The 26,183-nt window shown below is 69.8% G+C and carries 26 protein-coding genes; 10 read left to right on the top strand and 16 right to left on the bottom strand.

Going from position 1 to position 26,183, the window contains the following annotated elements:
- Positions 1 to 2: 2 nt before the first annotated feature.
- From AS594_RS41220 to AS594_RS22405, 6 genes are all read right to left on the bottom strand, one after another.
- On the bottom strand, positions 3 to 284 hold the full coding sequence (locus AS594_RS41220; RefSeq protein ID WP_079148733.1) for a hypothetical protein: 282 nt from the start codon (positions 282 to 284) through the stop codon (positions 3 to 5).
- Between the two features lie 140 nt (positions 285 to 424).
- On the bottom strand, positions 425 to 2,659 hold the full coding sequence (locus AS594_RS22425; protein ID WP_069935309.1) for a cell division protein FtsK: 2,235 nt from the start codon (positions 2,657 to 2,659) through the stop codon (positions 425 to 427).
- 22 nt (positions 2,660 to 2,681) lie between these two features.
- Entirely contained in the window at positions 2,682 to 3,068 is a 387-nt protein-coding gene (locus AS594_RS22420) for an RRQRL motif-containing zinc-binding protein (RefSeq protein WP_069935308.1), read from the bottom strand.
- Positions 3,068 to 4,162, bottom strand: a complete 1,095-nt coding sequence (locus AS594_RS22415; protein WP_079148732.1) for a DUF2637 domain-containing protein — start codon at positions 4,160 to 4,162, stop codon at positions 3,068 to 3,070. The genes AS594_RS22420 and AS594_RS22415 overlap by 1 nt, the downstream gene beginning before the upstream one ends.
- The gene (locus tag AS594_RS22410; RefSeq protein ID WP_069935307.1) at positions 4,159 to 4,704 is read right to left on the bottom strand and encodes a WhiB family transcriptional regulator; all 546 of its coding nucleotides are present in this window, start codon (positions 4,702 to 4,704) and stop codon (positions 4,159 to 4,161) included. The genes AS594_RS22415 and AS594_RS22410 overlap by 4 nt, the downstream gene beginning before the upstream one ends.
- Positions 4,701 to 4,958, bottom strand: a complete 258-nt coding sequence (locus AS594_RS22405) for a hypothetical protein (RefSeq protein ID WP_069935306.1) — start codon at positions 4,956 to 4,958, stop codon at positions 4,701 to 4,703. The genes AS594_RS22410 and AS594_RS22405 overlap by 4 nt, the downstream gene beginning before the upstream one ends.
- A gap of 162 nt (positions 4,959 to 5,120) precedes the next feature.
- Here AS594_RS22405 and AS594_RS22400 point away from each other — a divergent pair, with 162 nt between their 5' ends.
- The 3 genes from AS594_RS22400 (at position 5,121) to AS594_RS22390 (ending at position 7,598) form a co-directional block, all read left to right on the top strand.
- Positions 5,121 to 5,483, top strand: a complete 363-nt coding sequence (locus AS594_RS22400; RefSeq protein ID WP_240509076.1) for a GntR family transcriptional regulator — start codon at positions 5,121 to 5,123, stop codon at positions 5,481 to 5,483.
- 217 nt (positions 5,484 to 5,700) lie between these two features.
- Positions 5,701 to 7,035, top strand: a complete 1,335-nt coding sequence (locus AS594_RS22395) for an NsdA family TPR-like regulatory protein (RefSeq protein ID WP_206281719.1) — start codon at positions 5,701 to 5,703, stop codon at positions 7,033 to 7,035.
- A gap of 11 nt (positions 7,036 to 7,046) precedes the next feature.
- Entirely contained in the window at positions 7,047 to 7,598 is a 552-nt protein-coding gene (locus AS594_RS22390; RefSeq protein WP_079148731.1) for a GNAT family N-acetyltransferase, read from the top strand.
- Positions 7,599 to 7,753: 155 nt separating this feature from the next.
- Here AS594_RS22390 and AS594_RS43970 read toward each other — a convergent pair whose 3' ends face one another.
- On the bottom strand, positions 7,754 to 8,374 hold the full coding sequence (locus AS594_RS43970) for a hypothetical protein (protein WP_141747178.1): 621 nt from the start codon (positions 8,372 to 8,374) through the stop codon (positions 7,754 to 7,756).
- Between the two features lie 942 nt (positions 8,375 to 9,316).
- Here AS594_RS43970 and AS594_RS43965 point away from each other — a divergent pair.
- Positions 9,317 to 10,096, top strand: coding sequence for a hypothetical protein (locus AS594_RS43965; protein WP_141747177.1), 780 nt, complete (start codon positions 9,317 to 9,319; stop codon positions 10,094 to 10,096).
- Positions 10,097 to 10,407: 311 nt separating this feature from the next.
- Here AS594_RS43965 and AS594_RS22375 read toward each other — a convergent pair whose 3' ends face one another.
- From AS594_RS22375 to AS594_RS22365, 3 genes are read right to left on the bottom strand one after another with little or no spacing between them, the layout of a single operon-like run.
- Positions 10,408 to 10,875, bottom strand: a complete 468-nt coding sequence (locus AS594_RS22375; RefSeq protein WP_069928708.1) for an anthrone oxygenase family protein — start codon at positions 10,873 to 10,875, stop codon at positions 10,408 to 10,410.
- Positions 10,876 to 10,907: 32 nt separating this feature from the next.
- A complete protein-coding gene (locus tag AS594_RS22370; RefSeq protein ID WP_069928707.1) occupies positions 10,908 to 11,828 on the bottom strand; it encodes an ABC transporter permease in 921 nt (306 codons plus the stop codon).
- A complete protein-coding gene (locus AS594_RS22365; RefSeq protein WP_069935303.1) occupies positions 11,825 to 14,467 on the bottom strand; it encodes an alpha/beta fold hydrolase in 2,643 nt (880 codons plus the stop codon). Before AS594_RS22365 ends, AS594_RS22370 begins: the two co-directional genes overlap by 4 nt.
- A 119-nt stretch (positions 14,468 to 14,586) precedes the next feature.
- Here AS594_RS22365 and AS594_RS22360 point away from each other — a divergent pair, with 119 nt between their 5' ends.
- A complete protein-coding gene (locus AS594_RS22360; RefSeq protein WP_069935302.1) occupies positions 14,587 to 15,009 on the top strand; it encodes a GNAT family N-acetyltransferase in 423 nt (140 codons plus the stop codon).
- Between the two features lie 309 nt (positions 15,010 to 15,318).
- Positions 15,319 to 16,497 carry a S8 family peptidase gene (locus AS594_RS22355; protein ID WP_167368037.1) on the top strand — a complete coding sequence of 393 codons (1,179 nt, stop codon included), beginning with the start codon at positions 15,319 to 15,321 and terminating at the stop codon, positions 16,495 to 16,497.
- Positions 16,498 to 16,558: 61 nt separating this feature from the next.
- Here AS594_RS22355 and AS594_RS22350 read toward each other — a convergent pair whose 3' ends face one another.
- From AS594_RS22350 to iolC, 6 genes are all read right to left on the bottom strand, one after another.
- A complete protein-coding gene (locus tag AS594_RS22350) occupies positions 16,559 to 17,161 on the bottom strand; it encodes a DUF4291 domain-containing protein (protein ID WP_069930701.1) in 603 nt (200 codons plus the stop codon).
- 191 nt (positions 17,162 to 17,352) lie between these two features.
- Entirely contained in the window at positions 17,353 to 18,852 is a 1,500-nt protein-coding gene (locus AS594_RS22345) for a CoA-acylating methylmalonate-semialdehyde dehydrogenase (RefSeq protein ID WP_069928703.1), read from the bottom strand.
- A 31-nt stretch (positions 18,853 to 18,883) separates the two neighbouring features.
- Positions 18,884 to 20,764: a 3D-(3,5/4)-trihydroxycyclohexane-1,2-dione acylhydrolase (decyclizing) gene (gene iolD, locus AS594_RS22340; protein WP_069928702.1), complete on the bottom strand. Its 1,881-nt coding sequence runs from the start codon at positions 20,762 to 20,764 to the stop codon at positions 18,884 to 18,886.
- Entirely contained in the window at positions 20,761 to 21,651 is an 891-nt protein-coding gene (gene iolB, locus AS594_RS22335; RefSeq protein WP_069928701.1) for a 5-deoxy-glucuronate isomerase, read from the bottom strand. The genes iolD and iolB overlap by 4 nt, the downstream gene beginning before the upstream one ends.
- Before the next feature lie 27 nt (positions 21,652 to 21,678).
- Positions 21,679 to 22,545, bottom strand: coding sequence for a Cgl0159 family (beta/alpha)8-fold protein (locus AS594_RS22330; protein ID WP_069930700.1), 867 nt, complete (start codon positions 22,543 to 22,545; stop codon positions 21,679 to 21,681).
- A 14-nt stretch (positions 22,546 to 22,559) separates the two neighbouring features.
- Positions 22,560 to 23,579 carry a 5-dehydro-2-deoxygluconokinase gene (gene iolC / locus AS594_RS22325; RefSeq protein WP_069928700.1) on the bottom strand — a complete coding sequence of 340 codons (1,020 nt, stop codon included), beginning with the start codon at positions 23,577 to 23,579 and terminating at the stop codon, positions 22,560 to 22,562.
- A gap of 126 nt (positions 23,580 to 23,705) precedes the next feature.
- Here iolC and AS594_RS22320 point away from each other — a divergent pair, with 126 nt between their 5' ends.
- From AS594_RS22320 to AS594_RS41215, 4 genes are all read left to right on the top strand, one after another.
- Positions 23,706 to 24,617 carry a sugar phosphate isomerase/epimerase family protein gene (locus tag AS594_RS22320; RefSeq protein WP_069928699.1) on the top strand — a complete coding sequence of 304 codons (912 nt, stop codon included), beginning with the start codon at positions 23,706 to 23,708 and terminating at the stop codon, positions 24,615 to 24,617.
- A gap of 239 nt (positions 24,618 to 24,856) precedes the next feature.
- Positions 24,857 to 25,054, top strand: a complete 198-nt coding sequence (locus tag AS594_RS22315; protein WP_069928698.1) for a helix-turn-helix transcriptional regulator — start codon at positions 24,857 to 24,859, stop codon at positions 25,052 to 25,054.
- A 331-nt stretch (positions 25,055 to 25,385) separates the two neighbouring features.
- A complete protein-coding gene (locus AS594_RS22310; protein WP_069928697.1) occupies positions 25,386 to 25,604 on the top strand; it encodes a hypothetical protein in 219 nt (72 codons plus the stop codon).
- A 234-nt stretch (positions 25,605 to 25,838) separates the two neighbouring features.
- Positions 25,839 to 26,153, top strand: coding sequence for a heavy-metal-associated domain-containing protein (locus AS594_RS41215; RefSeq protein WP_079144464.1), 315 nt, complete (start codon positions 25,839 to 25,841; stop codon positions 26,151 to 26,153).
- Positions 26,154 to 26,183 lie beyond the last annotated feature (30 nt).

Here is a 26,183-nt window from a genome sequence, read left to right as displayed (position 1 = left end):
GGCTATCCCTTCTGGGCGGGGTGTTTGGGGGTGGGGGCGGTGCCTTGGCGGTAGGTGCGGGCCCACTGGTTCCACAGGTGTCGGCCGCGCCGTATGCGGATGCCGTGGCCGTTGCAGCGGCGGCAGTGCTTGCCGCGCTTGGGCCGTCCCTTGCGGTCGTGGGTGAGCTGGAAGCCGAGTCCGTCGCACTTGCGGCAGCGACCGAATGGCTGGGCAGCGCACACGCAGGCGTAACAGAGAGTGAGAAGGATCAGGAGGGCGCTAGCGAGCGCGGGAAGGGTCACGAAGGGCCTCCAGGGTGAGTTTCGGGGGTTTCCGCAGGTGGGCCGCTAGGTGCTAGCGACCTGATCAGGGTGGGTTTGGGTCGCTAGCGAGGTTGCTAGGTCTAGCGAGGGGGCTTGCTAGACCTAGCAACCTCTGCGGGCTACTTCGCGGCTCGCTTCTTGTTGCGCTCCGTGACGGCGTCGATGATGTGCTGGCGCTCGATGCCGCGGCGGTTGGCGCCCTTGCCGCTGTCGGTCTTGCCCCACACCTGGTCGGTCTTGATGCCGTAGGGCTTGAGCGCGGCAGCGAGCTGGTCGGCCTTGGCGCGGCCCTCCAGCGCGGCCCACTCGCCGTAGGCGTCCGGGTTCAGGTCCGCGAGGCGGTCGACGACGGTCTCGGACCAGACCTTGTCTTCTTTGCGGCCCAACACCGCGGCCACGTCGGTCAGGATCGCGTCGCCGTTGTGTACGGCGGCGACCTCTCCGGCGGCGTCGCCGGACAGGGTCCCTTCGTCCTCCCGCAGGGCGCGGGCGCGGGTCAGGACGCTGTCGGCGTCGCGGCCGTCGGCAAGGTAGGTGCGGACGATCCCCGCCTCATCTGACATGCCCTTGAGCAGCCCCACGCCCTTGTGGGACTTGAGCAACCGGGATGCGTCCAGGCCCTCGCTGTAGGAGCCCGCACCGAGCACCACGTCGGAGACCTGCCAGGAACCGACCCGCAGGGAGAAGCGGGCCTGGTGCTGGTCGCGCAGGACCGACGGGCAGGCGGTGTCGTCCGGCTTCTGCGTCGAGTTCATGACCGAGACGCCGACGGCCGGCGCCACGCGGGCGAGGTAGACCAGCAGCTCAAGGACGGTCTTGCCGTGCACGGGGTGCTGCAAGTACTCCTGCACCTCGTCCACGACGACCAGCGTGAGCGGCATGTTCAGCTTCTTGTCCCGGCTGATCTCCGGGGTGAGCTTGCCCTCGGGGCAGATGTGCAGCGGCAGTTCGGACAGCCGGTGGTAGCGGTCCTCCACATCGGCCTTCAGCTCCATCAGCGCGGCGACCAGTTGCTCCACCGGGTCGACGCCGTTGCGGGGCACGATGCCGAAACCGATGCGGTGCGCGACCTTGGCGAACGCGCGCCAGTCCGGCGACGCCTTGCCGTCGAAGACAATGAGCCGCACATGCGGGTCCAGCGCCGCAGCGAGGGCGATCGTGCGGGCAGAGAACGTCTTGCCCTGCCGGGGAACCGCTCCGACCAGCAGTGACAGCCACAGCATCGATGCCATGACCGGGTTGCCCCGCTCGTCCACGCCCCACGGGAACGGCTGCCAGAAGTCCACCCGCGTCGCGCCCAGCAGCGGTGTGCGACCGGAGGGAACCGCGAGCGGGTCACGGTCGGCAATCCACATCGACACCCTGCGCTCCGAGGACAGATCAGGGTCCAGGAACAGTTGGGTGGCCGCGATGTCGATGCCGGACGCCAGCGCCTTGCGTTTGGCCAGAGCATCCGCGAACGACTTGCCGTACGGCAGGTCGACCACGACGCGCCAGCCGTCCCCGTCCCGGCCGATCGGCCGCGGGAAAGCAATGCCCTGATCCTTCACGGTCAGCCCGGCCGCGGTGAACGCCCGCGTGATGATGTCCGACGACAGCTTGCGCCTGCGGAACGTCACCTTGGCCCGGTCGATCAGCGGCCGGTCGGCCGGCGCCCCCGCGAAGCCGAGCACGCTCGTCAACGCCGCCACCGACAACATCAGCAGCCACGACGGGGCTATGACGTACAGCGTGAGCGCGGCAACCAGGCCGACGAACCCGCTCACGGTGGCGATGACGCTACGCAGCTTCACCCGCGCGTCCCGCTGCCGCGACAGCTTCAGGTACTCGCCCGCATCCTCCGCACGCACGGCCGCAAGGCGGACCGGCAAACCCTCTGCGTCGGACACCCACCGGCCGACCGCAGTCGACCAACGCCACGCACCGCGCGGCGAGTAGGCCAACAGCTTCGGCGTGTAGACGCAGGGCAGGCGTAGCGCGTGATACCCGACCATCGTCGAGTAGTGCCGCACCGCCCACTTGCGCACTGCGGCGCGCTGGTCGGGCAGCTTGACCCAGTCGGGAAGGACGGTCGGCCGCGCCTTGTCGTGGGCTTCCATCCATTCGCTAATGGACGGCGGGTACTTCTCACGCGGCGGGTCGACCGGATCGCCCTCCGACACTCCGTCGTCGTCCTCGTCGGCGGTGTCGTCGGGGAGCTCCGCTTCCCACTCTCCGGGCTTGACCTCACCCGGCGCGGTGGGCTCGTCCTGGGTCTTCTTGCGGAGTGGAAACGGCAGCACGGCCGCCGTTTCCTCGCTGGTCTCAGTAAGGTCCGGCTCTTCCGACTGGTCGATGGTGTGGATCTCAGACACAGTGGGGCTCTCCTTCCATGGGTTAGGCGGCGCGCTGTTCTTCGGGATAGGCGCAGGTCACGCACATGCCGAGCGAGGTCGGAATGCAGTAACCGGCGTCCGTACGGCAGTTGGGGCAGGTTCGGCGGGCGAGCATCGCTTTCGCGTGGGCGGCCCACTTCGCCGGGGTCATAGGCCGTACCGGCTTGGCCTGGTCGATGCGGTAGAGGTAGGCGACCGACACCCCGGCCTTACGACGACGGGAGCGGCGCATCACCTGCGCGGCGACTGCTTGCCCCCCGGGGCGTAAGCCGCAGGCGCGGAGCTGGCGGCGGGTGGCGTAGCCGTCCGGGGCTAAGCGCCACGGGAACGTGGGTATCCCGTGCTTCGCGCCGGATGGGTCGTAGCACTTGCCGAATGCGGCCGACATCAGGACTCGCTCCCGGCCGGTACAAGGTGCAATCCGGGCCGCTCGCCCGCAGACTGCGGCGCGCTGCCCGCGAGCTGTTCCTTCGCCTCGCGGATCCGGTGACGGCACCAGGTCTCGCCGCGCCCGGACTCTTCCGCGAGCTCGCTCCACTTCGCCTCGCGACCCGCGCGCAGCCGTTCAAGAGCCCACTCGCGCGCGTCGTCCTTCTCCTGCGGAACGCTCGCACGTGCGGTCTGCGCGGCCTGTACGCGGGCCGCCGCAACCTGCTTGCGGCGCGGCTTGGGCTCCCGCTTCGCGGGCACGTTCGCGGCCGGGGGGTTGTTGGGTGCAGCCTGCTGCTTTACCAGGCTCACCCGCCCGACAGCGGGCTCACTCGCGGGCAGAGCCGGGGGCTCATCAGGGGTGGGCACAGGCTCGACTTCGGGCGCGACGGCGGGGGTGAGTTCCCCGAGCTTGAGCAACACGCGCGTGCGGCGCGGGGTCTTCGAGCGCCACCGCCGCCCGTGCGTCTGCCGCAGGTCCGCACGCGCGAGTTGCCGCTCGCGCTCGCGCTCCAGCGCCTCGCCGTACGAGGTGATCTCCCACAGCGTCATCCGGCGCCACAGCGCGAAGGTGGAAGGGAAGGCGAGCAGCCACCGCGAGCGGCGGATCTTCTCCATCCGCCGCCCGGTGACCGCACCGATCCGTACCGCATACACATGTGCGGCGATCTCAGAGAGGACCACCCACAGCAGCGGCATCGTGCCGTGCGCGAGCTTCGCAGAGAGCGAGTGCCCAGCCGCGACGTTCAGCCAGCACGTCACCAGCGTCAGCGCCCACGGCACGAACCGAACCCAAGCGAGCGGCATGTTCATCCGGATCAGCAGAAGGTTCGCCGCGGTGAACACCGGGATCGCGACGTCGATGCCGATCGGCAGCATCCACGGAGTCCCGAAGTCCCAGCGCGCGGCCGCAGCCGATACAGCGTCGAAAGACGACGCGAGACCCAGCACCCCAACCCCGGCAGCCGTCACCGCGACCGCGCCCAACAGGACCCGCTCCGCCTTTGCGAGGGCTGGCACCGCGTTGCTCACACTCGTTGCCGTCCCGGTCATGCCGCCGCCTCCTTCGTAGATCCGGTGGTGCGCAGACGACGGTCCGCGGCGGTGTTCGCGTGCCGGCAGGCGTCGCACGCCCGCTCGCCGTTGCGGCGGTGCTTCTGGTAGCCGCGGCGGGTACCGCACTTGACCGGCCTCCGCTTTGACCCGGCGGGCGCGGGGGCCGCAACAGCTACGGCCTCAGCCGGGGCGGCCGGGGCGGTTCGCTGGTAGATCGCGTATCGCTGCTCGGGGCTCTTGCCGCCCCGGATACCGAAACGCATGCTGTGGCCGGCGTCGCCCTCGCTCGCGAGAGCGTCGGCGAGACAGGCCGCCACGACCGGGCACTGCGCACAGATCTCACGTGCCAGCGCAGCCGACCGGCGGTCGCCTCGCTCCGGGAAGAACAGCTCCGGCTCAATCCCCTTGCACAGCGCGGCCTTCAAGCCCGGATCCGGCGCGGGGTCGAAACCGAGCGTCACACCGGCGGCCGCCCCGCCCGACAGATGCGCAGACCTCGTCCCGGCGATCACGGGCAAGGTCTTGCCGGTACGGGTCATCGCTTGCCCCGCTTCCGGTCGCCACGGCCGCGCAGCAGGGCTGCGGCGAGCTGAGCGGCCCCTGCCACCAGCTCGTCCGACTCCCCCGCCTCGCGCAGCTCCGTCAGCACCTCGCGCGCCACTGCAAGTCGTACGCGCCTGTCCGGGCGGGCTTCGCTAGGCGATCCGGTGAATAACTCCAAGTCGATGCCGAGCGACAGCTCAGCGAAGTCATGGGCCGACATGGCCTCATGACCGGCAACGAACGCTTTCATCGCCACTCCAGTTCGTGATTGGGACTGGATCTCTGATGCAGCGGCCGCCGATCCCTTGGCCGGAGACGGTCGCGTGTGAACTAGTTTGAGCTTGTTCAAGCTAGAGCACAAGCCCCTTGAGGCATCTCGTTCTAGTTCGAGCTGCCGGATACGCTCAGAGGCATGAGCATCGATCCGGATGACCCCCGCCTGCCGTCCGTGCAAATCGCTGACGCGATCCGCCAAGACATCGCTGACGACCTGCTGAAGCCGGGCAAGAAGCTGCCCACGCACAAGCAGCTGTCGGAGCGATTCGGGGTCGCGACTCAGACCGTTCAGAACGGGCTCCGCATCCTTCGCGACGAGGGCCTCATCAGGTCCGAAGGTGTAAGAGGAAACTTCGTCACTGACGACGCACAGCCACCGCGTACGAGACCGTCCGGCGAGCAAGACAAGCCGAGCGACTTCGAAGCCATTCGTGCGGAAGTTGAGCAGCTCAAGGAGCGCGTCGCAGCGCTCGAAGCTCAAGCCCAACGAGGCCGATAAGGCCAGCGTGGGCGGCAACTTGTGTGGTGCCAGCGGTTCCTGAGTCATCGTCGGTTCCTCCTGACGACGACTCTCAAATAGGCCACCATGACCACACGAGGGCCAGACATGGACCGCTGGCGGACATGCAGCGGACCGGAACCGGACCGCGTAAGGACGCAGCTCCGTCATCGATCGACACTGAGGACATGTAAGGCACGCGACACAGGGAGGCGCCGTGGCCGGCACCGCGAGTAGGAGCAGCCGGGAACCACGAACCGTGCTGGAGCACCTGCTCTGGCAAGAGGACCGCACCTACGAGGAGATCGCCACGGAGTTCGACCGCCGGGCACGGCAGTTGAACGAGGACGCGACGCTCAGCACGCGGCATCTGCGGCGCCTCGCGAGCGGCGAGCGCAGCAACACCACCCCTGTCACCCGCCGTGTCTTGCAGGCAATGTTCGGCAAACCGCTGAACGAGTTACTCCGCCCCTGGGAAGCAACAGCCTCTTCAGCGGAGCGGAGGCCCTCGGGCCTGGTGGTCGCGACCGGCCAGCCCGACCTCGACAAGGAGCTGATCAGCTTGGCAGCGCGACGGGCAAAGGCCTTCGCCCTCACGGCGAACCAGGGGAACCTCACGAGAGAAGTGATGGAACAGATCCACGACGACGTACGCCAGCTCGCGACGGACTACCCGCAGCGCCCTCTCTCCGAGCTTTTGGGCGACCTGGTGCAGACCCAAGAGACCCTGTACACCCTGCTGGAAAACCGCCAGCGCCCCGAGCAAGCCAGGCAGCTCTACTTCCTGACCGGCGTGACCAGCGGCCTCCTCGCGAAGGCCAGCCACGACCTCGCCGACCCGCATGCAGCACTCACCCAGGCTCGCACCGCCTATCTCTGCGCGGAGAACGCCGACCACAACGGCCTGCGCGCCTGGATCCGCGGCCTTCAATCCCTCATCTCGTACTGGGCCGGACGCCTTCACGAATCCGTGAAGTACGCCCAGGCCGGAGCCCAATTTGCCACGCTTGGCCACAGCACAACCGCGGTCTGGCTCCCGGTGAGCGAGGCACGCGCGTGGGCCGCCCTAGGCAACGCTGACCAAACCCACTCGGCGATCCGCCGAGCTGAAGACGCGTGGGAGACCGTCCGCCCCGACGAAGTCGACGAGCTCGGCGGCATGTGCACCTTCGGCCGCTCCCGCCAGATCTACTACGCAGCCGACGCCCTCGCCTGGCTTCCCTCCGAAGCCGGGGCCGCACAGGGCTACGCCGCGCGAGCGGTAGAGGCGTACGCCGACACAAGCGACCCGGAATGGTCCTTCGGTGACGAGGCCGGCAGCCGCACCGACCTCGCGATCGCCCGTATCAATCTCGGCGAACTCGAAGGTGCCGACGAAGCGGTGAGCCCGATCCTCGAACTGGCCCCGGAGAACCGCATCAACGGCATCGTGAACAGCGCCATGCGAGTCCACAACGCGCTCAGCCAATCCTCGCTCTCCGTCCCCGGCAGCGAACTGCAAGAGCGCATCGAAATGTTCACCCGTACCCCGCTCAAGTCCCTCCCCCGATGAAGGAGTTCCCCATGACGGCCCCCCTCCGCATCGAGGGCGACGTCGTTGCCCTGCGCGACTTCACCCTCGACGACGTCGACGATGCGCTGAAGATTGTCGGCGACGACCGGGTGACGAGCTGGCTCTCCTTCGACAGTAGGGATCGCGACGGCACCCGATCCATGCTCGAAGGCGCCGTCAGCCGCGCCCGGCAAGAGCCGCGCAGCGAGTACTACCTCGCGATCGTGGTACCGCCCAGCGACCATGTCGTCGGGTTCTGCCGCATCGGCTTGAGCGGCGTCCGCGCTGGCAAACTGGGGTACGCCACAGCCGCTTCCGAATGGGGTAAGGGCTACGCGGCCGATGCGGCACGCACGATGATTCGCTTCGGCTTCCGCGCGCTGGGGCTCCACCGCATCAGCGCAGCAATCGGACCCGACAACCTTGCCTCAATCAAGCTGGTCGAAAAGCTCGGCTTCACTCGCGAGGGCATCCTCCGCGACCACGTCTTCACCAATGGCGCGTGGCGGGACAGCGTCCTGTTCTCAGTCCTCGAACAGGAATGGGTCACGGCCGACTCATAGCGCGGGACGCTCGCATGGGGCGCATCCTGCTATCGGTGCGCCCCACATGCATTTCGATTCATGCTGAGTGAGTGCATCACGGTCGCCAGTCGAGCGTTGGCTAGGGGCACTGCCCGGGGAATCACGCGACTGCCAGCTCGTCGCCCTCGGGCGCTTCAGGCGGGTGGAGAGCCACCCTGGCCTGTTGTGACCACGGCGGTCAATGTATGAGTACCTGCTTGCAGCGCATCCGCAATCTCTTCGGCACGGGCTCGTCTGGCCTTCCGCCCCCACCCGTCATACTCTCCAAAGCGGATTGACCAAACAGCCAGTTGTGGCGGACTACGAAGCACGAAGTACTTAGAGAAGGCATTCTTGAATGCCTGGCTAATTCGATTGTCGACCCAGTTGACCCATGGGGACTCGGACTTTCCGACAAGGACAGAGGCGATCGCGGCCACGATAGCTCCGCTAGCGGCTGTGATGATGCCCTTCTCTTCCGGCGTCGCCTTTTCGCCAGGTGCAAACGTGGCGGCAATCAGGATGATCGCGCCGGCCCCGATGACGGCAAGGAAGAAAGGACCCAAGAAGCCCCATTCCATCAAGCGTACGGAACCCTTAGGGCGTGTACGTACCATACGCTTTCCAACCAAGAACATGGCTTGTCCGATACCGGCTATGACTAGAGGGATAGCAACGACACCCCAGAGCGCCTGGTAGAACACAAAGGCCCACCCGGCACCCAAGAGCGCGATCCCAAGCGTGGTGAACGCGTTAAGGAACGTTGCTTTCGTCATTCTGCGTAGCCGATGCGGTAGCAGTGCTCCTGCCTGTGAGTGCAGCAATAAAGCAAGTAGCCCTCCCTGCCGATCGGCCCCCAGAAGGGCTTGGGAGGTTCGTCGGCTTGACACTCCCCATCCTGAACGAGGGCCGCAACAGCGTACGCTCCCGGAATAGGGTAAGGGGGAACGCCATGCTGTCGCGTCAACTCCCAAAGCTGGTTCAGCTCCATTTGAGCCTGGACTCCCTGCTTGCCGCGCAGCTTCCTGTAGTGGCCCTGTTTTGCCATCACTGCGTGGTACCGGCTACGGCGCTGCTTAACACTCATTGCGCCTCCTCTCCAACTCAACCGACGGTATTACGAGAGAACGTCAAGTGGTACGGCTCGCTACTAGGTTCCCACGGACTCTCCTACCTGGCATCTCGACGGCGGCGCGATTGACCATTATCCGACGTTGAGAAATAAACTTCCTCCGGTTGGAGGTGGATAACGCGCCGGCTCCGTACCAAACCGTGAAGCCGACCTGGCTTCCCCGCGCGAGCGCAGCAGCATAAGCCAGCTGCCCATCGACAACTGGTCCCGCACGTCGACCGTCTTTCAAGTCGACGATCTCGACGACGCCGGAGCGAGTCTGCCGCATGTTCTGGCGGGTACCCCGGCCGGCACGTCTGGTGGAAGTGGGCGGACCGTCCGGACAACCCACTGGAGCGCTGCCCGCATCCACAGCTCTTCCAGTCCTGACGTCTATGGCTGACATCAACGACAGCACCCAACCCGATCCTCGAGCGCCTCGGCACAGCAATCGCAAGGCCATGCTTGCGTGCACGGAGGGCCAGCGGTCGAAGTCCTAGAGCAGGTGTCGCCCATCCGGCCCGCCTCCGCTGGCACTCAGCCACCCCCTGGGCAGCAATGGTTGCCTACTGTTCCGGTGCCACATCGGCGGCGTACAGTCCAGCAAGTGCGCTACAAACAGAAGGCGTTGCCGCCCACCCCTGGCAAGTTCGCGAATGAGAAAGAACTCGCCGCGTTCGTTCTCGACAAGATGGCACAGTGGTTCCACATCGAGGAGCAGGTTAAAGGGCGTTACTGGACAGGCGAAAAGACGCGAATAGATGCTGTACTGCGCCCCCAAGATCCAGACCCTTGGTTCGATGAGAACCCCGCCTTCGGTGTCGAGTTCAAGAACCTGTCTGCCAACTCCAGCGTGAGTGACCGTTACGGGTGGGTTGCTCAAGCGGTTGCGTACACCCACTGCGAATGGGACGGGTATGGAAGTCTGGCAATCTTCTTGTGCCCGTCACCGCTAGCTTGGATACTGTCCCGCGCCGAGGACCTCGCGGTTGCACGACAGAAACAAATCAGCCCTGAAATGCTGGAGAAGGAACGACAACGGGTCCGTGATTACGGTCGCCGGTTCGGCAGAGAATACACCGATGCATACATCGAGCGCGAAGCTCTGCTCGCTCACAGGCGCCGAATCGGCGAGTTCAACTACGAAGATTTCACGGCTCGCGCTGATGGATACGCAAACGCCGACGAGCGGCAGCGAGAGCATGACCTCCGAGTTGCGATAGAGCTGACCCACCTTCTCGGGCAGTTAAATGTCGGCGAGCTCATGCCCTACGAGGGCGATGGATGGATGCTCACGCGGTCCGGCGACAGGCTGTGGAGCGAGCACAGAGGTGTGCCAGGTGTTCCTTACAGCTTGCGGCCCCGGATCGGATCTCAGAGGCGCTAGCCACACGCGCTCCTCACCCCACCACTGGAAAGCGCTGTCGGGGATCGACACTCGCCAGGCTGCGGAACCCCGCGTTCCGGTGGATGGGCGGTGATAAAGGCTGCACGAGGTACCTATTGAACCTCTAAGCAGCAGGTCAAAGCCGTGATCACACCGAAGAGGATCAGTCCCTTCTAAGCGCTTGGCCGCAGGTTCGAGTCCTGCCGGGGGCGCTTCACTCCGTACGACAGCCGGCCCTCCCCCCGCGGAGGGCTTTGCGCTGGACGGCGAGGGGCACCGCACGCACGCAGGAGCCGGCCCGGCCTGCGGCGTCAGGTCAGCGCGGCGCCGGCCGTCAGGGCGAAGCCCGCCGTCACCAGCAGGGTGCGGACCAGGTGCAGGCGGTTCCAGCGCGTCTCGAAGGCGGCGCGGGCCTCGCGGTCGGTGGCGCCCGTCCGCTCGGAGGCGGCCAGGGCGTTGTTGAGCGGGATGTTCCCGGTGATCGTGACCAGGTGGTTGAGAACCACCAGAGCGAGACCGGCCCCCAGCAGCGCCCACCGCGCACCCGACCTGTCCTCGTCCGGGACCGCCAGCGCGGCCGCCGGGAAGGCCACCGAGGCGAGCATCGCGGAGACGAACACGCCGCGCGGTACTTCCTCGTTGATGCGCCGCATCGCCGCCACGAACTGCTCGTCCGTCAGCCGGGCGAGGGCGGGCATGACGCCGGTGAGGAAGATCAGCATGAAACCGGCGTAGAGCCCCGTGGCGATGACGGCGAGGACGATCAGGAGAGTGGCCATGACCACATCATGGCCGCACCCGCCGCCCCCCGTCAGGAAACGATGTCCTTGCGGCTGAATCCCCGGAAGGCCAGGGCGATGAGCACCACGGCGTACGTCACCGACACCGCCGCCCCCTTGAGCATTCCGCCCCACTCCAGCTGCGGCTGAAGCGCGTCCGCCCACGCGAACTGCCAGTGGGCGGGCAGGAAGTCGCGCCAGGAACCCAGGGCCGTCACCGCGTCCAGCACATTGCCCACGATCGTCAGGCCGACCGCGCCGCCGACCGCGCCCAGGGGGGCGTCGGTCTTCGTCGACAGCCAGAAGGCGAGCGCCGCGGTGACCAGCTGGGAGGTGAAGATGAACCCCACGACCAGCGCGAGACGCGGTACGGCGTCCCCGGCCGGCAGCGACCCGCCGGTCGGCAGCTCCAGCGGGCCCCAGCCGTACGCGAGCGACCCGGTCACCAGCGCCACGGCCGGCAGCAGCACCATCGCCCCCAGGCTGAAGGCGAGCGCCACGGCGAGTTTGCTCCACAGCAGCCGGGCTCGGGGCACCGGCGCCGCCAGCAGGTAGCGCAGCGAGGACCAGTTGGCCTCGGAGGCCACGGTGTCGCCGCAGAACAGCGCCACCGGCACCACCAGCAGGAAGCCGGCGGACACGAACAGGCACGTCGCCGCGAAGTTGGCGCCGGACGCGGTGGCGGTGTCCATCAGGGTCACCCGGCCGCCTTCGGCGCTCGGTGTACCGCCGATCGCGAACGCCGCGATGAGGACGAGCGGCAGTGCGCCCAGTATCAGGGCCATGACCATCGTGCGCCGCCTGCGCCACTGGCGCATCGCCTCGACGCGCAGCGGGAGCGTGCGGCCGGCCCGGTAGCCGGGGGCCGATGCGGTGGCGGGCCCCGGGGAGGAGTCCTCGGCGGCCCCGCCGACAGGTCCCGCGGTGGCCGGTCCGACGGTGTTGGTGCTCATGCTGACGAGCCTCCGATCAGGGTGAGGAACGCGTCCTCCAGGCGACGGTTCGGACCGACACCCGTCAACGGGACGTCGAGGCGGACCAGTTCACCGATGAGTGCGCTGGGCGATGCTCCGTCCAGCCGTACGAGCAGCCCTGCGTCGGTGCGTACGGCGGACCCGATGCCCGGCAGCGCGCCCACCTTGTCGGCCAGCGCCTCGCTCACCTCGCCCTCCGTCGTCACGAGCAGCGTGTCCGTCCCGCCGGTGATCTCCGCGACCGGGCCGGCCTGCATCAGCCGGCCCCGGTCCATCACGACGAGATGCGTGCAGGACTGCTCGACCTCGGACAGCAGGTGGCTGGAGACGATGACGGTGCGTCCCGCCGCCGCGTACCGGATCATCACGTCCCGCATCTCGCGGATCTGGGGCGGGTCGAGGCCGTTCGTCGGCTCGTCGAGGATGAGCAGGTCCGGCATCCCGAGCATGGCCTGGGCGATGGCGAGCCGCTGCCGCATGCCCTGCGAGTACGTGCGCACGGCGCGCTCCAGCGCGTCGCCGAGGCCCGCGATCTCCAGGGCCTCGTCCATGCGGGAGTCCTCGGGGGGCCGGCCGGTGGCCTGCCAGTACAGCTCCAGGTTGGCGCGCCCGGTCAGGTGCGGCAGGAAGCCGGCGCCCTCGACGAACGAACCGACGCGCGACAGGACGGGAGAGCCCGGCGCGATGGCGTGGCCGAAGACCCGGATCTCGCCCTCGTCGGGTGTGATGAGGCCCATGAGCATGCGCAGGGTGGTGGTCTTGCCCGCGCCGTTCGGTCCCAGGAGGCCGAGGACCTGGCCCTTGTCGACGCGGAAGGAGAGCTCGCGCACGGCATAGCGGTCGGCGGACTTGGCGTACTTCTTCGTCAGGCCGGTGATCTGCAACGGCACCTCGGCGAGCGCCGGGTCCGGCGCGGGCGCGGCGGACCGCCGCCGGGCGGTGAGCAGCAGCGCCAGGGCCAGGGCGACGCCGATCGCGGGCAACCCCCACACCCACCAGGGCAGCGGGGCCGCCTGGGTCCGCACGCCGGAGGCGGTGGGCACGCTGAGCAGGCCGTCCCCTTCGAGGGAGACGGAGTACGCCGCCGGGTCGGCCGGGGACGCGTACCCGAGGTCGGTGGCGGCGAGCACGACGCGCAGCCGGTGCCCGGCCCTGATCTCGTGGTCGACGGCCGGGAGCCGCAGCTCGACGGTGGCGCCGTCCTTCGCACCGGCCCCGGTGACGCGGACGGGCGAGACGAGCTGGGAAGGCAGCACCTGCCGGCGCCCGTCCGCGCTCACGTCGTACACCTTGCCGAACAGGACGGCGTCGTCGCGGTCGGACTTCACCCTCACCTTTACCGTCGGCGATCCGGTGATGCGCAGGCCGGAAGTGAGCTTCGCGGTCTCGAAGCGGGCGTTCTGGCCGGGGAAGTCGAGGGAGAGCCCCATGCCGAGCCCGGACAGCTGGGAGAGGGCCCCGACGCCCGGTACGGCGGAGATGGCGGGCGGGTTCGCCCCGGCCGGGTTGGTGAAGTGCTGTGCCCGCGCGCCTCGCGCGAGCTTCAACTCCCGCTGCCCGGCTTCGAGACCGGGGTAGCGGTCACTCGTCGCCCCCCTCAGCCGGGCCGCGCCGTCCGTGGAGTCGACACCTCCGGTACGGGTGACACGGAAGGCCGGCCCGGTGTCCACACCCTTGTCGTCCTTCAGGTAACGGTCGAACCAGCGGGTGATCCGGCCCTCGACACGGGCCTCCTCGCTGTTCCCGCCGTCGTGCCCGCCCGCGATCCAGTCGACGGCGACGGGCGCGCCGTTGCCGTCGACCGCCTTCGCGATGGCGTCGGCGTGGCCGAGGGGGAAGAGCGAGTCGTTCTGTCCCTGGACGATCAGCGCGGGCACCTTGATGCGGTCGCCGACGGCGGACGGGCTGTGCGCCGTCAGCAGGTCACGGGCGGCGGCGTCCGGCTTTCCGGTGACGGCGACCCGTTCGTACATCTCGCACAGCCGCTTCTCGAACTTGTCGCAGCCGCCGCCCGTGTTGATGAACAGTCCGGCCCAGAGCTTCTTGAAGACCCCGTCGGGGAAGAGCGCGTCGGCCAGGTTCCAGTACGTGATGCGGGGTGCGACGGCGTCGACCCGCTTGTCGTGACCGGCGGCGAGGAGCGAGATGGCTCCGCCGTACGACGAGCCGCTGACGCCGACGCGCGGATCACCGTCCGCGTCGAGCCGCACCTCGGGGCGCTCGGCGAGCCAGTCGATCAGCCGCGACACGTCCTTGACCTCGCCGTCCGGATCGTTCAGTCCGATCTTTCCGGTGGACCGGCCGAAGCCGCGCGCGGACCAGGTCAGCACCGCGTACCCGTCGCGGGCCAGCTGCTCGGCCTGCGCCTGTACGTCGCGCTTGCTGCCGCCGAAGCCGTGGCCGAGGAGGACGGCGGGCCGTTTCCCGGACCCTGTGCCCGCCGTGAAGAACGAGGTGTCGATTCTCACCCCGTCCATGCCCATGATCCGTTCCTCGCGGTGCACGGCGGGCGCGTCGCTGTCGGAGGCGACCGCCGTCCAGGTGCCGCCCCCGACGAGGACGGCACCGGCGACGGCCGCTGCTGCGAGCGCCCGGCTGCGGGGAATGCGTAGCTTCATAACTGCACCCTAGGTGCCGGTTACGACAGCCGAAGCTGCCCCCGGACGGAAGTCTGTGGAGTACTCGAGGAGTACGGGGCGAGCGTCCTGTACCGCAGCGGGAGTAGTGAGGGAGCCCCATGGACATCCGACCCGTCGTCCGGCGCGCGACGACCGTGGCCGAACTGACCGCCGCCGAGCACCTGTACGATGGCCCGGCCCGCCCGGAGTGGGCCGAGCGTTTCCTGGCCGCGCCCGGCCATCTGATGCTCGTCGCGTACGTCGACGGGGAGCCGGCCGGGATGGTCTCGGGCATCGAGATGAGCCACCCGGACAAGGGCACCGAGATGTCCCTGTACGAATTGTCCGTCGCCGAGGCTTTCCGGCGGCACGGCATCGGCCGCACGCTCACGCGGGCGCTGGCGGAAGCCGCGAAGGAGCGGGGCTGCTACGGCATGTGGGTGGGCACGGAGCGCGACAACGAGGCGGCGCGGGCGACGTACCGGTCGGCGGGGGCCGGGGACGACGGCGATTTCGCCATGCTCACCTGGACGTTCGACTAGGGGACGAGTGCGGCGGGGCGCGTGCGGCGGCCCCGGCGGGGGCGCGCCGCGAGGATCACCTTTGGCTTGAATCCGCCCGCAGTACGACCTTGTGAACTTGTGCCCCGCACGAGACCCTGTGCTGCCGCCACGAGCATCGCGCCGCACCACCGCGCATCAGCGCGCCAATCCGCACCACCGCGCATCAGCACACAAACCCCGCAGCACCGCGCATCAGCGCAGGTACCACGCACCAGCACCACCCGTGCAAGAGCCCGCACCACCCCGCAATTGCCCGAGATCCGGTCAACGAAAGGTCAGGTGCACGACATGAGACGTACTCTCCGCCGCGCAGGGGCCCTGATCCCCGTCATAGCCCTCGCAGCCGGTCTCCAGCTCGCCGGCCCTCCCACCGCACAGAGCGCGCCCACCGGAGACCTCCGCCTGGCCCCGGCCCGGACGGCGGTCGAGAACAGCTGGATCGTCGTCCTGAAGGACGGCACGACGCGCGCCGCCGACCTGGGCGTCACGCCGAAGCACGTCTACCGCAGCGCCCTCAAGGGCTTCTCCGCCACGATGTCCAAGGCGCGGGCGGCGGAACTCGCCTCAGACCCGAAGGTCGCGTACGTCGAACAGGACTCCCGGGTCCGGCTCAGCGAGACGCAGACGAACGCCACCTGGGGCATCGACCGCGTGGACCAGCGCAACCTCCCGCTCTCCACGACGTACACCTACAACACCACCGCCTCGAACGTCTCGGCGTACATCATCGACACCGGAATCCGCACCTCCCACAGCGAGTTCGGCGGCCGCGCCACGGTCGGCACCGACACGGTGGGCGGCGGTCAGAACGGCCAGGACTGCCAGGGCCACGGCACGCATGTCGCGGGCACGGTCGGCGGCAGGACGTACGGCGTCGCGAAGGCCGTGAAGCTCGTCGCGGTGCGCGTCCTGGACTGCGCCGGCTCCGGTACGAACGCGGGCGTCATCGCCGGCGTCGACTGGGTGACGGCGAACGCGCAGAAGCCGGCCGTGGCGAACATGAGCCTGGGCGGCGGCGCGAACACGTCCCTCGACAGCGCGGTGAAGCGGTCCATCGCCTCCGGCGTCAGCTACGCCGTCGCGGCGGGCAACGGCAACTTCCTCGGCTGGCCCGCCAACGCGTGCAACTACTCCCCCGCCCGCGTCCCCGAGGCCATCACCGTCGGCGCGACCGACAGCGGCGACCGCCGCGCGTCGTTCTCCAACTACGGAACGTGCCTGGACCTGTTCGCGCCGGGGGTCGGCGTCACCTCGGCCTGGAAGGACAACGACACGGCCACCAACACCATCTCCGGTACGTCGATGGCCGCCCCCCACACCGCGGGCGTGGCCGCCCTCTACGTCTCCGCCAACCCCACCGCCACTCCGGCCCAGGTCCGCGACGCCCTGGTCAACAACGCCACCCCCAACAAGGTCGGGGACCCGCGCACCGGCTCGCCCAACCGGCTCCTGCACTCACTGTTCTAGCCCGCGTGACCCTTCCCCGGGCGATGCGGCCACGGCCGCGCCCGGGGAGGGCCCACCGCGGCTACGCGCCGCCGCCCAGGTGGGCCAGCAGTTCCGCGCCCGCCGGGTAGGCGCGTTCCTCCGGCAGCAGGCGCTCGGCCGCCGCCGTGTCCCCGGACCTCACCAGGGCGTGCACCTCGTGGGCGAGCGGGGTCACATCGGTGACGGACACCGTCCACTCGTCCGCGTACCGCCCGGCCGCCCTGCCCGCCAGGCCCAGTTGGAGCGAGCGGTACGGAAGGGGGTTCAGCCGTACGTCGCGCTCGGGGTCCCACTGCACCCGGGCGGGCGCCTGCCTCAACTCCTGCTTCCAGGCGGCCTGGTCGGAGTGGAGGTCCGGCGAGTAGTGCGACAGGCACGCGTTGCGCAGGGCCCACTCGAAACCGTCGCGGGTGATCTCGACCGCGAGGACCGTCTCCTGGTCCTGCTTCAGTCCCCAGCCGCAGCGGTACATCATCCACAGGAACGACGGCTTGATCCACGTCATCCGGTCCCGCTTCCAGGCAGCGGGGAAGCGTCCGTCGCGGGCGGTGGGGACGCCGATCGCGGGGGCGTACGCCTGGTAGACGGTGACGGTGGTGTCGGTGTGCAGCGCGCGTATCTCGCGCATGGGGCGGTGCGTCATGCGGCCAGCCTGCCGCCCGGGGACGCGCGCCACCACCGCATTTCGCGGGGACGGAGACGAAAACCCCCGGGGCGGCCCCGAGATGTACTGCGTACGCCCGGTTCGGACGCGTCGGGACCCCCGTCGGCCGTGGCGGCCGGCGGGGGTCCCGAGGTGTGACCTGATCAGGGGCGCAGGCGCCCCCGGCGGGATCAGTGGTTGCGCGGGAAGCCCAGGTCGACGCCCGCCGGGGCGTCCGCCGGGTCGGGCCAGCGGGTCGTGGTGACCTTGCCGCGGGTGTAGAAGTGGATGCCGTCGTTGCCGTAGATGTGGTGGTCGCCGAAGAGCGAGTCCTTCCAGCCACCGAAGGAGTGGTAGCCGACCGGCACCGGGATCGGCACGTTGACGCCGACCATGCCGGCCTCGATCTCCAGCTGGAAGCGGCGCGCGGCGCCGCCGTCGCGGGTGAAGATCGCGGTGCCGTTGCCGAAGGGCGACGCGTTCATGAGGGCCACGCCCTCTTCGTACGTGTCGACGCGCAGCACGCACAGCACCGGGCCGAAGATCTCGTCGCGGTAGGCGTCGGAGTCCGTGGAGACCTCGTCCAGGAGGGACAGGCCGATCCAGTGGCCGTTCTCGAAGCCCTCGACCGTGTGGCCGGTGCCGTCCAGGACGACCTTGGCGCCCTGCGCGGCCGCGCCCGTGACGTACGAGGCGACCTTGTCGCGGTGGGCGGCGGTGATCAGCGGGCCCATCTCGGACTCCGGGTCGTTGCCGGGGCCGATCTTGATCTTCTCGGCGCGCTCGCGGATCTTGTCGACCAGTTCGTCGCCGATCGCGCCGACCGCGACCACCGCGGAGATCGCCATGCAGCGCTCGCCGGCCGAGCCGTACGCCGCCGAGACCGCCGCGTCGGCGGCAGCGTCGAGGTCGGCGTCCGGCAGCACCAGCATGTGGTTCTTCGCGCCGCCGAGTGCCTGGACCCGCTTGCCGTTGGCGGAGGCGGTCTGGTGGATGTAGCGGGCGATCGGCGTGGAGCCGACGAAGGAGATCGCCGCCACGTCCGGGTGGTTGAGCAGACCGTCGACCGCGACCTTGTCGCCGTGCAGGACGTTCAGTACGCCGTCGGGCAGCCCGGCCTCGGACGCCAGCTCGGCGAGCCGGACCGACGGGGACGGGTCCTTCTCGCTCGGCTTCAGTACGAACGTGTTGCCGCACGCGATGGCCAGCGGGAACATCCACATCGGCACCATGGCCGGGAAGTTGAACGGCGTGATGCCCGCGACGACACCGATCGACTGGCGGATCGAGGACACGTCCACGCGGTTGGACACCTGCGTGGACAGCTCGCCCTTGAGCTGCGTGGTGATGCCGCACGCCAGCTCGACGATCTCCAGACCGCGGGCGACCTCGCCCAGCGCGTCCGAGTGGACCTTGCCGTGCTCGGCGGTGATCAGCGCGGCGATCTCGTCGCGGTGGGCGTCGAGCAGCGCGCGGTAGCGGAAGAGGACCGCGGTGCGGGCGGCGAGGGAGGAGGTGCCCCACGACGCGTACGCGGCCTTCGCCGACGCGACGGCGGCGTCGACCTCCTCGACCGAGGCAAGCGCGACCTGTGTGGTCACTTCACCGGTGGCCGGGTCGGTTACCGGGCCCCAGTTGCCCGACGCGCCCTCGACGGTCTTGCCGCCGATGAAGTGGTTGACGGTCTTCATCCCAGTACTCCTTGTTGTGCAGCGGGGGCGGTCAGAGATGGCGGCGTCGCGCAGCGGCTTGACGGTCGTACTCCTCCCGGGCCTTGACCGTCGACGGGCGGGTCGCGGTCTCGGCCACGGGAACATCCCACCACGCCTGGGCGGCGGGCGCGCCCGACACTGTGTCGGGCGTTCGCGTCTCGGCGTAGACACATGTGGGTCCGTCCGACCGGCGCGCTTCCGTGAGGGCTTCCCGCAGGTCACGCACGGTGTGGGCGCGGATGACCCGCATCCCGAGGGAGCCGGCGTTCGCGCCGAGATCCACGGGGAGGGGCGCGCCGGTGTACGTGCCGTCGGGCGCCCGGAAGCGGTACGCCGTACCGAAGCGCTCGGCGCCGACGGACTCGGAGAGGCCGCCGATGGAGGCGTAGCCGTGGTTCTGGAGGATGACGACCTTGATGGGGAGGCGCTCCTGCACGGCGGTGACGATTTCGGTCGGATTCATCAGGTACGTACCGTCGCCGACCAGGGCCCACACCGGCCGGCCCGGTGCGGCGAGCTGCACCCCGATGGCGGCGGGGATCTCGTAGCCCATGCAGGAGTAGCCGTACTCGACGTGGTACTGGTCGCGGGAGCGGCAGCGCCACAGTTTGTGCAGGTCGCCGGGGAGGGAGCCGGCCGCGTTGATGAGGATGTCGTCGTGGGAGACGAGGCTGTCCAGTACGCCGAGGACCTGGACCTGGGTGGGCCGGGCGTCTCCGTCGGTTGCGGCGTACGCGGCCGTCACGCGGTACTCCCAGCGCGCCTTGGCCTCGCGGTACTCGGTGACGTAGGCGTCGGGGACGCGGTGGCCGTCCAGGGCGTCCGTGAGTGCCCCGAGGGCGACGCGGGCGTCGCCGACCACCTGCTGGGCGCCCATCTTGTGGGCGTCGAAGCCGGTGATGTTGAGGTTGACGAAGCGGACGTCCGGCTTCCGGAAGAGGGTCGCGGAGGCGGTGGTGAAGTCGGAGTAGCGGGTGCCGACGCCGATCACCAGGTCCGCGGTACGGGCCAGCTCGTCGGCGGTGGCGGTGCCCGTGTGGCCGACGCCGCCGACGTCCGCCGGGTGGTCGTACGGCAGCGAGCCCTTGCCCGCCTGGGTGGAGGCGACGGGGGTGCCGGTGGCCTCCGCGAATGCCGCCAGGGCCTGCTCGGCGCCGCTGTGGTGGACTCCGCCGCCCGCGATCAGCAGCGGACGGCGGGCGGCGCGGAAGGCCCGTACGGCTTCGGCGAGTTCGCGCTCGTCCGGCTCGGGGGCCCGTACCCGCCAGACGCGCTCGGCGAAGAACTCCTCCGGCCAGTCGTACGCCTCGGCCTGCACGTCCTGCGGCAGCGCGAGTGTGACGGCGCCGGTCGCGGCGGGGTCGGTGAGGACGCGCACGGCCTGGAGCGCCGCCGGGATCAGGGCCTCGGGCCGGGTGACCCGGTCGAAGTAGCGGGAGACCGGACGCAGGCAGTCGTTGACGGACACGTCACCGGCGTACGGGACTTCGAGCTGCTGGAGGACGGGGTCGGCGGGGCGGGACGCGAAGGTGTCGCCCGGGAGGAGGAGCACCGGCAGGTGGTTGATCGTCGCGAGGGCGGCGCCGGTGACGAGGTTGGTGGCGCCGGGGCCGATGGAGGTGGTGACGGCGTGCGCGGAGAGGCGGTTGCTCTGGCGGGCGTAGCCGACGGCGGCGTGCACCATGGCCTGCTCGTTGCGGCCTTGGTAGTACGGCATGGCGTCCGAGCCGGGTTCGAGGAGCGCCTGGCCGATGCCGGCGACGTTGCCGTGGCCGAAGATGCCCCAGGTGGCGGCGATCAGGCGCCGGCGGCTGCCGTCGCGCTCGGTGTACTGGCGGGCGAGGAAGGCGACCAGGGCCTGGGCGGTGGTGAGGCGGCGCGTAGCACTCATGAGTCCAGCTCCGGTCCGTACAGCGGCAGTCGGGGGTCGACGGGCTGCGACGGCCAGGCGTCGCGGATCCAGCCGTGGTCGGGATGGTCGCGGATCAGCCACTCCCGCTCCTCCCCCGGCCCCGCCATCACATTGAGGTAGTAGAGGGTGTGGCCGGGCGCGGCGATGGACGGGCCGTGCCAGCCGTCGGGGATGAGGACGGCGTCGCCGGTGCGGACCTCGGCGAGGAGGTCCGTACCTCCGGGGCGGGACGGCGAGACGCGGTGGTAGCCGAGACCGCTGTCCTCCCTTCGGGTGCGTTCGACCTCGAAGTAGTAGATCTCCTCCAGCGCGGACTCGACGCCCGGCTGGTACTCGTCGTGCTTGTGGGGCGGGTACGACGACCAGTTCCCGCCGGGGGTGAGGACTTCGACCGCGATGAGCCGGTCGCAGGCGAAGGTGTGGGCCGCCGCGAAGTTGTTGACCTGGCGCGAGCAGGTGCCGGCGCCGCGCAGTTCGACGGGTACCTCCGGCGCGGGACCGTAGCGGGCGGGGAGTCGTCGCTCGCACCTCGCTCCTGCCAGGGCGAAGCGGCCTCCCGCGCCGGAGGCGATCCGGGCGTGGGCGTCGCGCGGTACGTACGCGAAGTCGGTGACCGAGCCGAACACGCTCGGCCTGCCCAGCAGTTCGAAGCTCTCGCCGTCCACGTGTACCGTACAGCCACCGCTCAGCGGCAGCACGATCCACTCGCTGTCGCCGGCCGCGAGGGTGTGGGAGCCGCCGGGCGCCAGCTCCAGTACGCGCAGGCCCGCATAGCTCCACCCGGCCCGCTTCGGGTCGATGTCCAGGGCGTACGGACCCCGCGCGGCGGCTCCCGCGCGGAGTACGTGCCTGTCGTTGTCCGTCATGCCCTCTCCCTACCCGTCGGCCTCGCGCTACAGCAGTCCCACGGCCGTGTCGACCGCCCCCGCCACGTCCCCGTCGGCCGGATAGAGCAGCGACCGGCCGACGACCAGCCCCTGGACGGTCGGCAGCCGCAGCGCGTCGCGCCACTTCTCGTACGCCGCGTCCTGGTCCGCGCCGACCTCGCCGCCCAGCAGCACGGCAGGCAGCGTCGAGGTCTCCATGACCCGCGCCATGTCGTCGGGGTCCTGCGTCACGGGGACCTTCAGCCAGGTGTACGCGGATGTGCCCGCGAGGCCGGACGCGATGGCGATGGAGCGGGTGACGGCCCCGGCGCTCAGATCGTTGTGGACCTTCCCGTCCACCCGGCGGGAGATGAACGGCTCGACGAAGACCGGCAGCCGGCGTTCGGCCATCGCGTCGATCGTGCGGGCGGTGGCGTGCAGGGTGTCCAGCGAGCCGGAGTCGCCGTAGTCGATGCGCAGGAGCAGCTTGCCGGCGTCGAAGCCGCGGCGCTCCAGGTCCTGGGCGCGGGGGCCGGTGAACCGGTCGTCGAGTTCGAAGGCGGCGCCGGCGAGGCCGCCGCGGTTCATGGAGCCGATGACGACCTTGCCGTCGAGGGCGCCGAGCAGGAGCAGGTCGTCGAGGATGTCGGCGGCGGCCAGCACGCCGTCGACGCCGGGACGGGAGAGGGCGAGGCAGAGCCGCCTCAGGAGGTCGGGGCGGGCGGCCATGGCGAGTTCGCGGCCGCCGGCTCCGAGGGCTCCGCGGGCCGGGTGGTCGGCGGCGATGATCATGAGCCGCCCGCCCGGACCGATCAGGGGCCTGCGGGGGCGGCGGGCCGCGGCCTCGGCGATCGCCTCGGGGTGGTGGGTCCGTACCCGTACGAGGTCGGGGATGCGCAGGCCGGTGGTCACGAGGTGGGCTCCTGCGCGGGGACCCGGCCGCCGGCGAGGACGTGTTCGACCTCGGCCGGCCGGGGCATGGCGGACGAGCAGGCGATGCGGGAGGCGACGATGGCGCCGGCGGCGTTGGCGTACCGCATGACGCGCTCCAGGTCCCAGCCGCTGAGGAGTCCGTGACACAGGGCCCCGCCGAAGGCGTCGCCGGCGCCGAGGCCGTTGAGTACGTCGACGGCGACGGGGGGCACCTCGGCCGTCGCACCGTCGCGGCGCACGGCCAGCACGCCCTTGGGGCCCTGTTTGACGACGGCGAGTTCGACGCCGGCGGCCAGCAGGGCGCGGGCGGCGGTGTACGGCTCGCGCTCGCCGGTGGCGACCTCGCACTCGTCGAGGTTCCCGACGGCGACGGTGGCGTGACGGAGGGCTTCGGCGTAGTACGGGCGGGCTTCGGTCTTCTTCCAGAACATGGGGCGCCAGTCGAGGTCGAAGACCGTCGCAAGAGGCGCGCCACCGGCGTCGCCGCCCACACCCGCGTCACGCGCACCGCGCGCTTCCAGGGCCGCCAGCGTTGCCGCGCGGCTCGGCTCCTCGCACAGGCCCGTGCCCGTCATCCAGAAGATCCGGGCGGAACGGATCGCGTCCAGGTCCAGCTCGGGGGCCGACAGCTCCAGGTCCGGCGCCTTCGGCTGCCGGTAGAAGTAGAGCGGGAAGTCGTCCGGCGGGAAGATCTCGCAGAAGGTCACCGGGGTCGGCAGGCCGGCGACCCCCGTCACCCACCGGTCGTCGACCCCGAACCGCCGCAGCTCCTCGCGCAGATACGCGCCGAAGGGGTCGTTGCCGGTACGGGTCACGATGGCCGTGCGGCGGCCGAGTCTGGCCGCCGCGACCGTCACGTTGGCCGCCGAGCCGCCGAGGAACCTGCCGAACGTCTCGACCCGGGCCAGCGGGACCCCCGCCTCCAGCGGATAGAGGTCCACCCCGATCCGGCCCATGGTGATCAGGTCGTACGGTTCGTACGAATTGGGCAGCATGCGCGTCCCTCCGGTCCGGCGACTGAACCCAGGTCTAGTGGGCGCCGCCGCGCCCTGTCAACACTTTGTCCTTACATTCGGACGAACCCTTGACACGTTTCCGGACCGCCGGGAAGGCTGACGCCCATGACCCCTCCTGCACCCGCCCCCACCCGCATCCGGGTCGGTTCCGCCCCCGATTCCTGGGGAGTGTGGTTCCCCGACGACCCGCTTCAGGTGCCCTGGGAACGCTTCCTCGACGAGGTCGCCGAGGCCGGTTACCCCTGGATCGAACTCGGCCCGTACGGCTACCTCCCGACCGATCCCGCCCGCCTCACCGACGAGACGCGCCGCCGGGGACTGTCCGTCTCGGCCGGCACGGTCTTCACCGGGCTGCACAGGGGGCCCGAGGTCTGGGACGCCACCTGGCGGCACGTCGCGGACGTGGCGGAGCTGACCCGGGCCATGGGCGCGGAGCACCTGGTCGTCATCCCGTCCTTCTGGCGGGACGACAAGACCGGCGAAGTACTGGAGGAACGCACACTGACGCCCGCCCAGTGGCGGACACTGGCCCGGCAGACCGATCGGCTCGGGCGCGAGGTGCGTGAGCGGTACGGGCTGAAGATCGTCGTCCACCCGCACGCGGACACCCACATCGACAGCGAGGAGAACGTCACCCGCTTCCTGGACGCGACCGACTCCGGCCTGGTGTCGCTGTGCCTGGACACCGGCCACTACGCGTACTGCGGCGGGGACAGCGTCAAGCTCATCGAGACGTACGGGGAGCGGATCGGCTACCTCCACCTCAAGCAGGTGGACCCGGAGGTCCTCGCCGAAGTCGTCGCGCGGGAAGTGCCGTTCGGGCCCGCCGTCGCGCGGGGCGTGATGTGCGAGCCGCCCGCCGGGGTGCCGGCGCTCGAACCCGTACTCGCGGCGGCCCGGCGGCTGGACGTCGACCTGTTCGCGATCGTCGAGCAGGACATGTACCCGTGCCCGCCGGACAAGCCCCTGCCCGTCGCGCGGCGCACGCGCAGCTTCCTGCGCTCCTGCGGGGCCTGACCCGCCGCCGGGGACCCTTCGCGGGGCGTCACAGGTGTCACGGACGTCACAATCGTCGGCCTCCTGTCACGCATGTCCGCGTTACGCGGTTCTTCCGTCACAGGCGGACGACAGCCCTCCCCCGATCGTCACTCTGCGTCGTTCAACGGACACAGGCTGAGTGATCGCCAGCGTTCGCGCCCCAGCCCCCACGACGGCCCCCCGGCTGCCGCTGGGGCGCACGCAGGGAGGTGCCACAGATGACTGACCACAGGCTCTGGTCGTACAAGGAGATCGCCGCGCACATCCGCGTCCAGCCGGACACCGTGCGCTCGTACCGGAAGCACGGGCTGCTGCCCGCGCCCGACCACGTGGAAGGCGGCAAGCCCTACTGGTACGCGGACACCATCCGCACGTGGGTGTCGCGCCGGCCGGGGAACAGAGGCCGTAAGGAGTGAGAACCGCGCGGCGTCGGCCTCCGGTGCCGCCGAGGCCGACGCCGCGCCCGGCCGCGCCTCATCACCTGCCGACCCCGCCACTAAATGCCGTTTTCGCTTCACCTGTGCCTCGATACACCGAAGATGCAGACATCTCACGTCATCTCATTTCTGATATGCCGCGCGACTCATTTGCGAGGCAATTTCATGGGGGAAAACTGCACGTCAGGGGGATAGTGTGGCGCCGAAGTGTGCACCGGAAGGAGACTCCGGAGTAAGTTGCCGGGCCGTCCGCGAGCGTGATTGCATCCGCTTCGAGAACCCCATTTGCAGGTAAAAGAAAGGGCGATTGATGCGCAAGAACTTCACCTCCGAGGTCGAGACCGGCGAGCTTTCCGACAGCGCGCTGGACAACATCTCCGGTGGTCTCGCGAGCGCGGGCGCCGACGTCGCGGGCCACGGCGCCTGCCTGAGCGTCGGCGACGTCGCCGGGGCAGCCCAGTCCGTCGCCGCCACGCTTCCCCTTTCGCAGGTCACGGGCCTCGTCTCGGTGCAGACCAGCGGCATCTGAGCACGACGCGGACAAGCTTTTCCGAGAACCCCCGGGACTTCGGTTCCGGGGGTTCTCGCGTGCGTCCGGGCCCGTCCCCGGCGCCACTCCGTCGACCCTCGCCCCCGAATCACCACGAGAGACGCTCGCTTCATACCCCCTAGGGGTATAGTCTGGGCAGTGTCGGGAAGTCACGGAGTCCCCGCGGCTTCCTCGCGCACCACGACCGCGTACACCTTCGAGAGGGAGAACGACATGAGCGCCGAGACCGAGACGAAGACCGAGGCCACCGCGACCGGCTCCTGCTGCTCGCCGTCCGGCTCGTGCCACGGCACCTCGGGCGAGGTCCAGGTGGGCGCCGTCACCACTGTCTACCAGGTGAGCGGCATGACCTGCGGCCACTGCGAGGGTGCCGTCACGGCCGAGGTCTCGGAGATCCCCGGCGTCAGCTCGGTCGAGGCCGTCGCCGCCACCGGCCTGGTGACGGTCGTCTCCGCCGCGCCGCTCGCCCCGGAAGCCGTACGCGCGGCCGTCGACGAGGCCGGTTACGAGCTGGTCGGCCAGGTCTGAACCGAACGGCCGTTCCCCGGCCGGGCCATA

Origin of the sequence: Streptomyces agglomeratus, from assembly GCF_001746415.1 — a bacterium.
In the GTDB taxonomy this organism is placed as follows: Bacteria; Actinomycetota; Actinomycetes; order Streptomycetales; family Streptomycetaceae; genus Streptomyces; species Streptomyces agglomeratus.
This window is presented reverse-complemented; position numbering and strand designations above follow the sequence as displayed.

What these genes read in the sequence shown, in the direction of transcription:
- AS594_RS22420 (WP_069935308.1), bottom strand. Translation starts at nt 3,068, where the DNA reads ATGTCGGCCGCATTCGGCAAGTGCTACGACCCATCCGGCGCGAAGCAC.
- AS594_RS22415 (WP_079148732.1), bottom strand. Translation starts at nt 4,162, where the DNA reads ATGACCGGGACGGCAACGAGTGTGAGCAACGCGGTGCCAGCCCTCGCA.
- AS594_RS22410 (WP_069935307.1), bottom strand. Translation starts at nt 4,704, where the DNA reads ATGACCCGTACCGGCAAGACCTTGCCCGTGATCGCCGGGACGAGGTCT.
- AS594_RS22405 (WP_069935306.1), bottom strand. Translation starts at nt 4,958, where the DNA reads ATGAAAGCGTTCGTTGCCGGTCATGAGGCCATGTCGGCCCATGACTTC.
- AS594_RS22400 (WP_240509076.1), top strand. Translation starts at nt 5,121, where the DNA reads ATGAGCATCGATCCGGATGACCCCCGCCTGCCGTCCGTGCAAATCGCT.
- AS594_RS22390 (WP_079148731.1), top strand. Translation starts at nt 7,047, where the DNA reads ATGACGGCCCCCCTCCGCATCGAGGGCGACGTCGTTGCCCTGCGCGAC.
- AS594_RS43970 (WP_141747178.1), bottom strand. Translation starts at nt 8,374, where the DNA reads ATGACGAAAGCAACGTTCCTTAACGCGTTCACCACGCTTGGGATCGCG.
- AS594_RS22375 (WP_069928708.1), bottom strand. Translation starts at nt 10,875, where the DNA reads ATGGCCACTCTCCTGATCGTCCTCGCCGTCATCGCCACGGGGCTCTAC.
- AS594_RS22370 (WP_069928707.1), bottom strand. Translation starts at nt 11,828, where the DNA reads ATGAGCACCAACACCGTCGGACCGGCCACCGCGGGACCTGTCGGCGGG.
- AS594_RS22365 (WP_069935303.1), bottom strand. Translation starts at nt 14,467, where the DNA reads ATGAAGCTACGCATTCCCCGCAGCCGGGCGCTCGCAGCAGCGGCCGTC.
- AS594_RS22360 (WP_069935302.1), top strand. Translation starts at nt 14,587, where the DNA reads ATGGACATCCGACCCGTCGTCCGGCGCGCGACGACCGTGGCCGAACTG.
- AS594_RS22355 (WP_167368037.1), top strand. Translation starts at nt 15,319, where the DNA reads ATGAGACGTACTCTCCGCCGCGCAGGGGCCCTGATCCCCGTCATAGCC.
- AS594_RS22350 (WP_069930701.1), bottom strand. Translation starts at nt 17,161, where the DNA reads ATGACGCACCGCCCCATGCGCGAGATACGCGCGCTGCACACCGACACC.
- AS594_RS22345 (WP_069928703.1), bottom strand. Translation starts at nt 18,852, where the DNA reads ATGAAGACCGTCAACCACTTCATCGGCGGCAAGACCGTCGAGGGCGCG.
- iolD (WP_069928702.1), bottom strand. Translation starts at nt 20,764, where the DNA reads ATGAGTGCTACGCGCCGCCTCACCACCGCCCAGGCCCTGGTCGCCTTC.
- iolB (WP_069928701.1), bottom strand. Translation starts at nt 21,651, where the DNA reads ATGACGGACAACGACAGGCACGTACTCCGCGCGGGAGCCGCCGCGCGG.
- iolC (WP_069928700.1), bottom strand. Translation starts at nt 23,579, where the DNA reads ATGCTGCCCAATTCGTACGAACCGTACGACCTGATCACCATGGGCCGG.
- AS594_RS22320 (WP_069928699.1), top strand. Translation starts at nt 23,706, where the DNA reads ATGACCCCTCCTGCACCCGCCCCCACCCGCATCCGGGTCGGTTCCGCC.
- AS594_RS22315 (WP_069928698.1), top strand. Translation starts at nt 24,857, where the DNA reads ATGACTGACCACAGGCTCTGGTCGTACAAGGAGATCGCCGCGCACATC.
- AS594_RS22310 (WP_069928697.1), top strand. Translation starts at nt 25,386, where the DNA reads ATGCGCAAGAACTTCACCTCCGAGGTCGAGACCGGCGAGCTTTCCGAC.
- AS594_RS41215 (WP_079144464.1), top strand. Translation starts at nt 25,839, where the DNA reads ATGAGCGCCGAGACCGAGACGAAGACCGAGGCCACCGCGACCGGCTCC.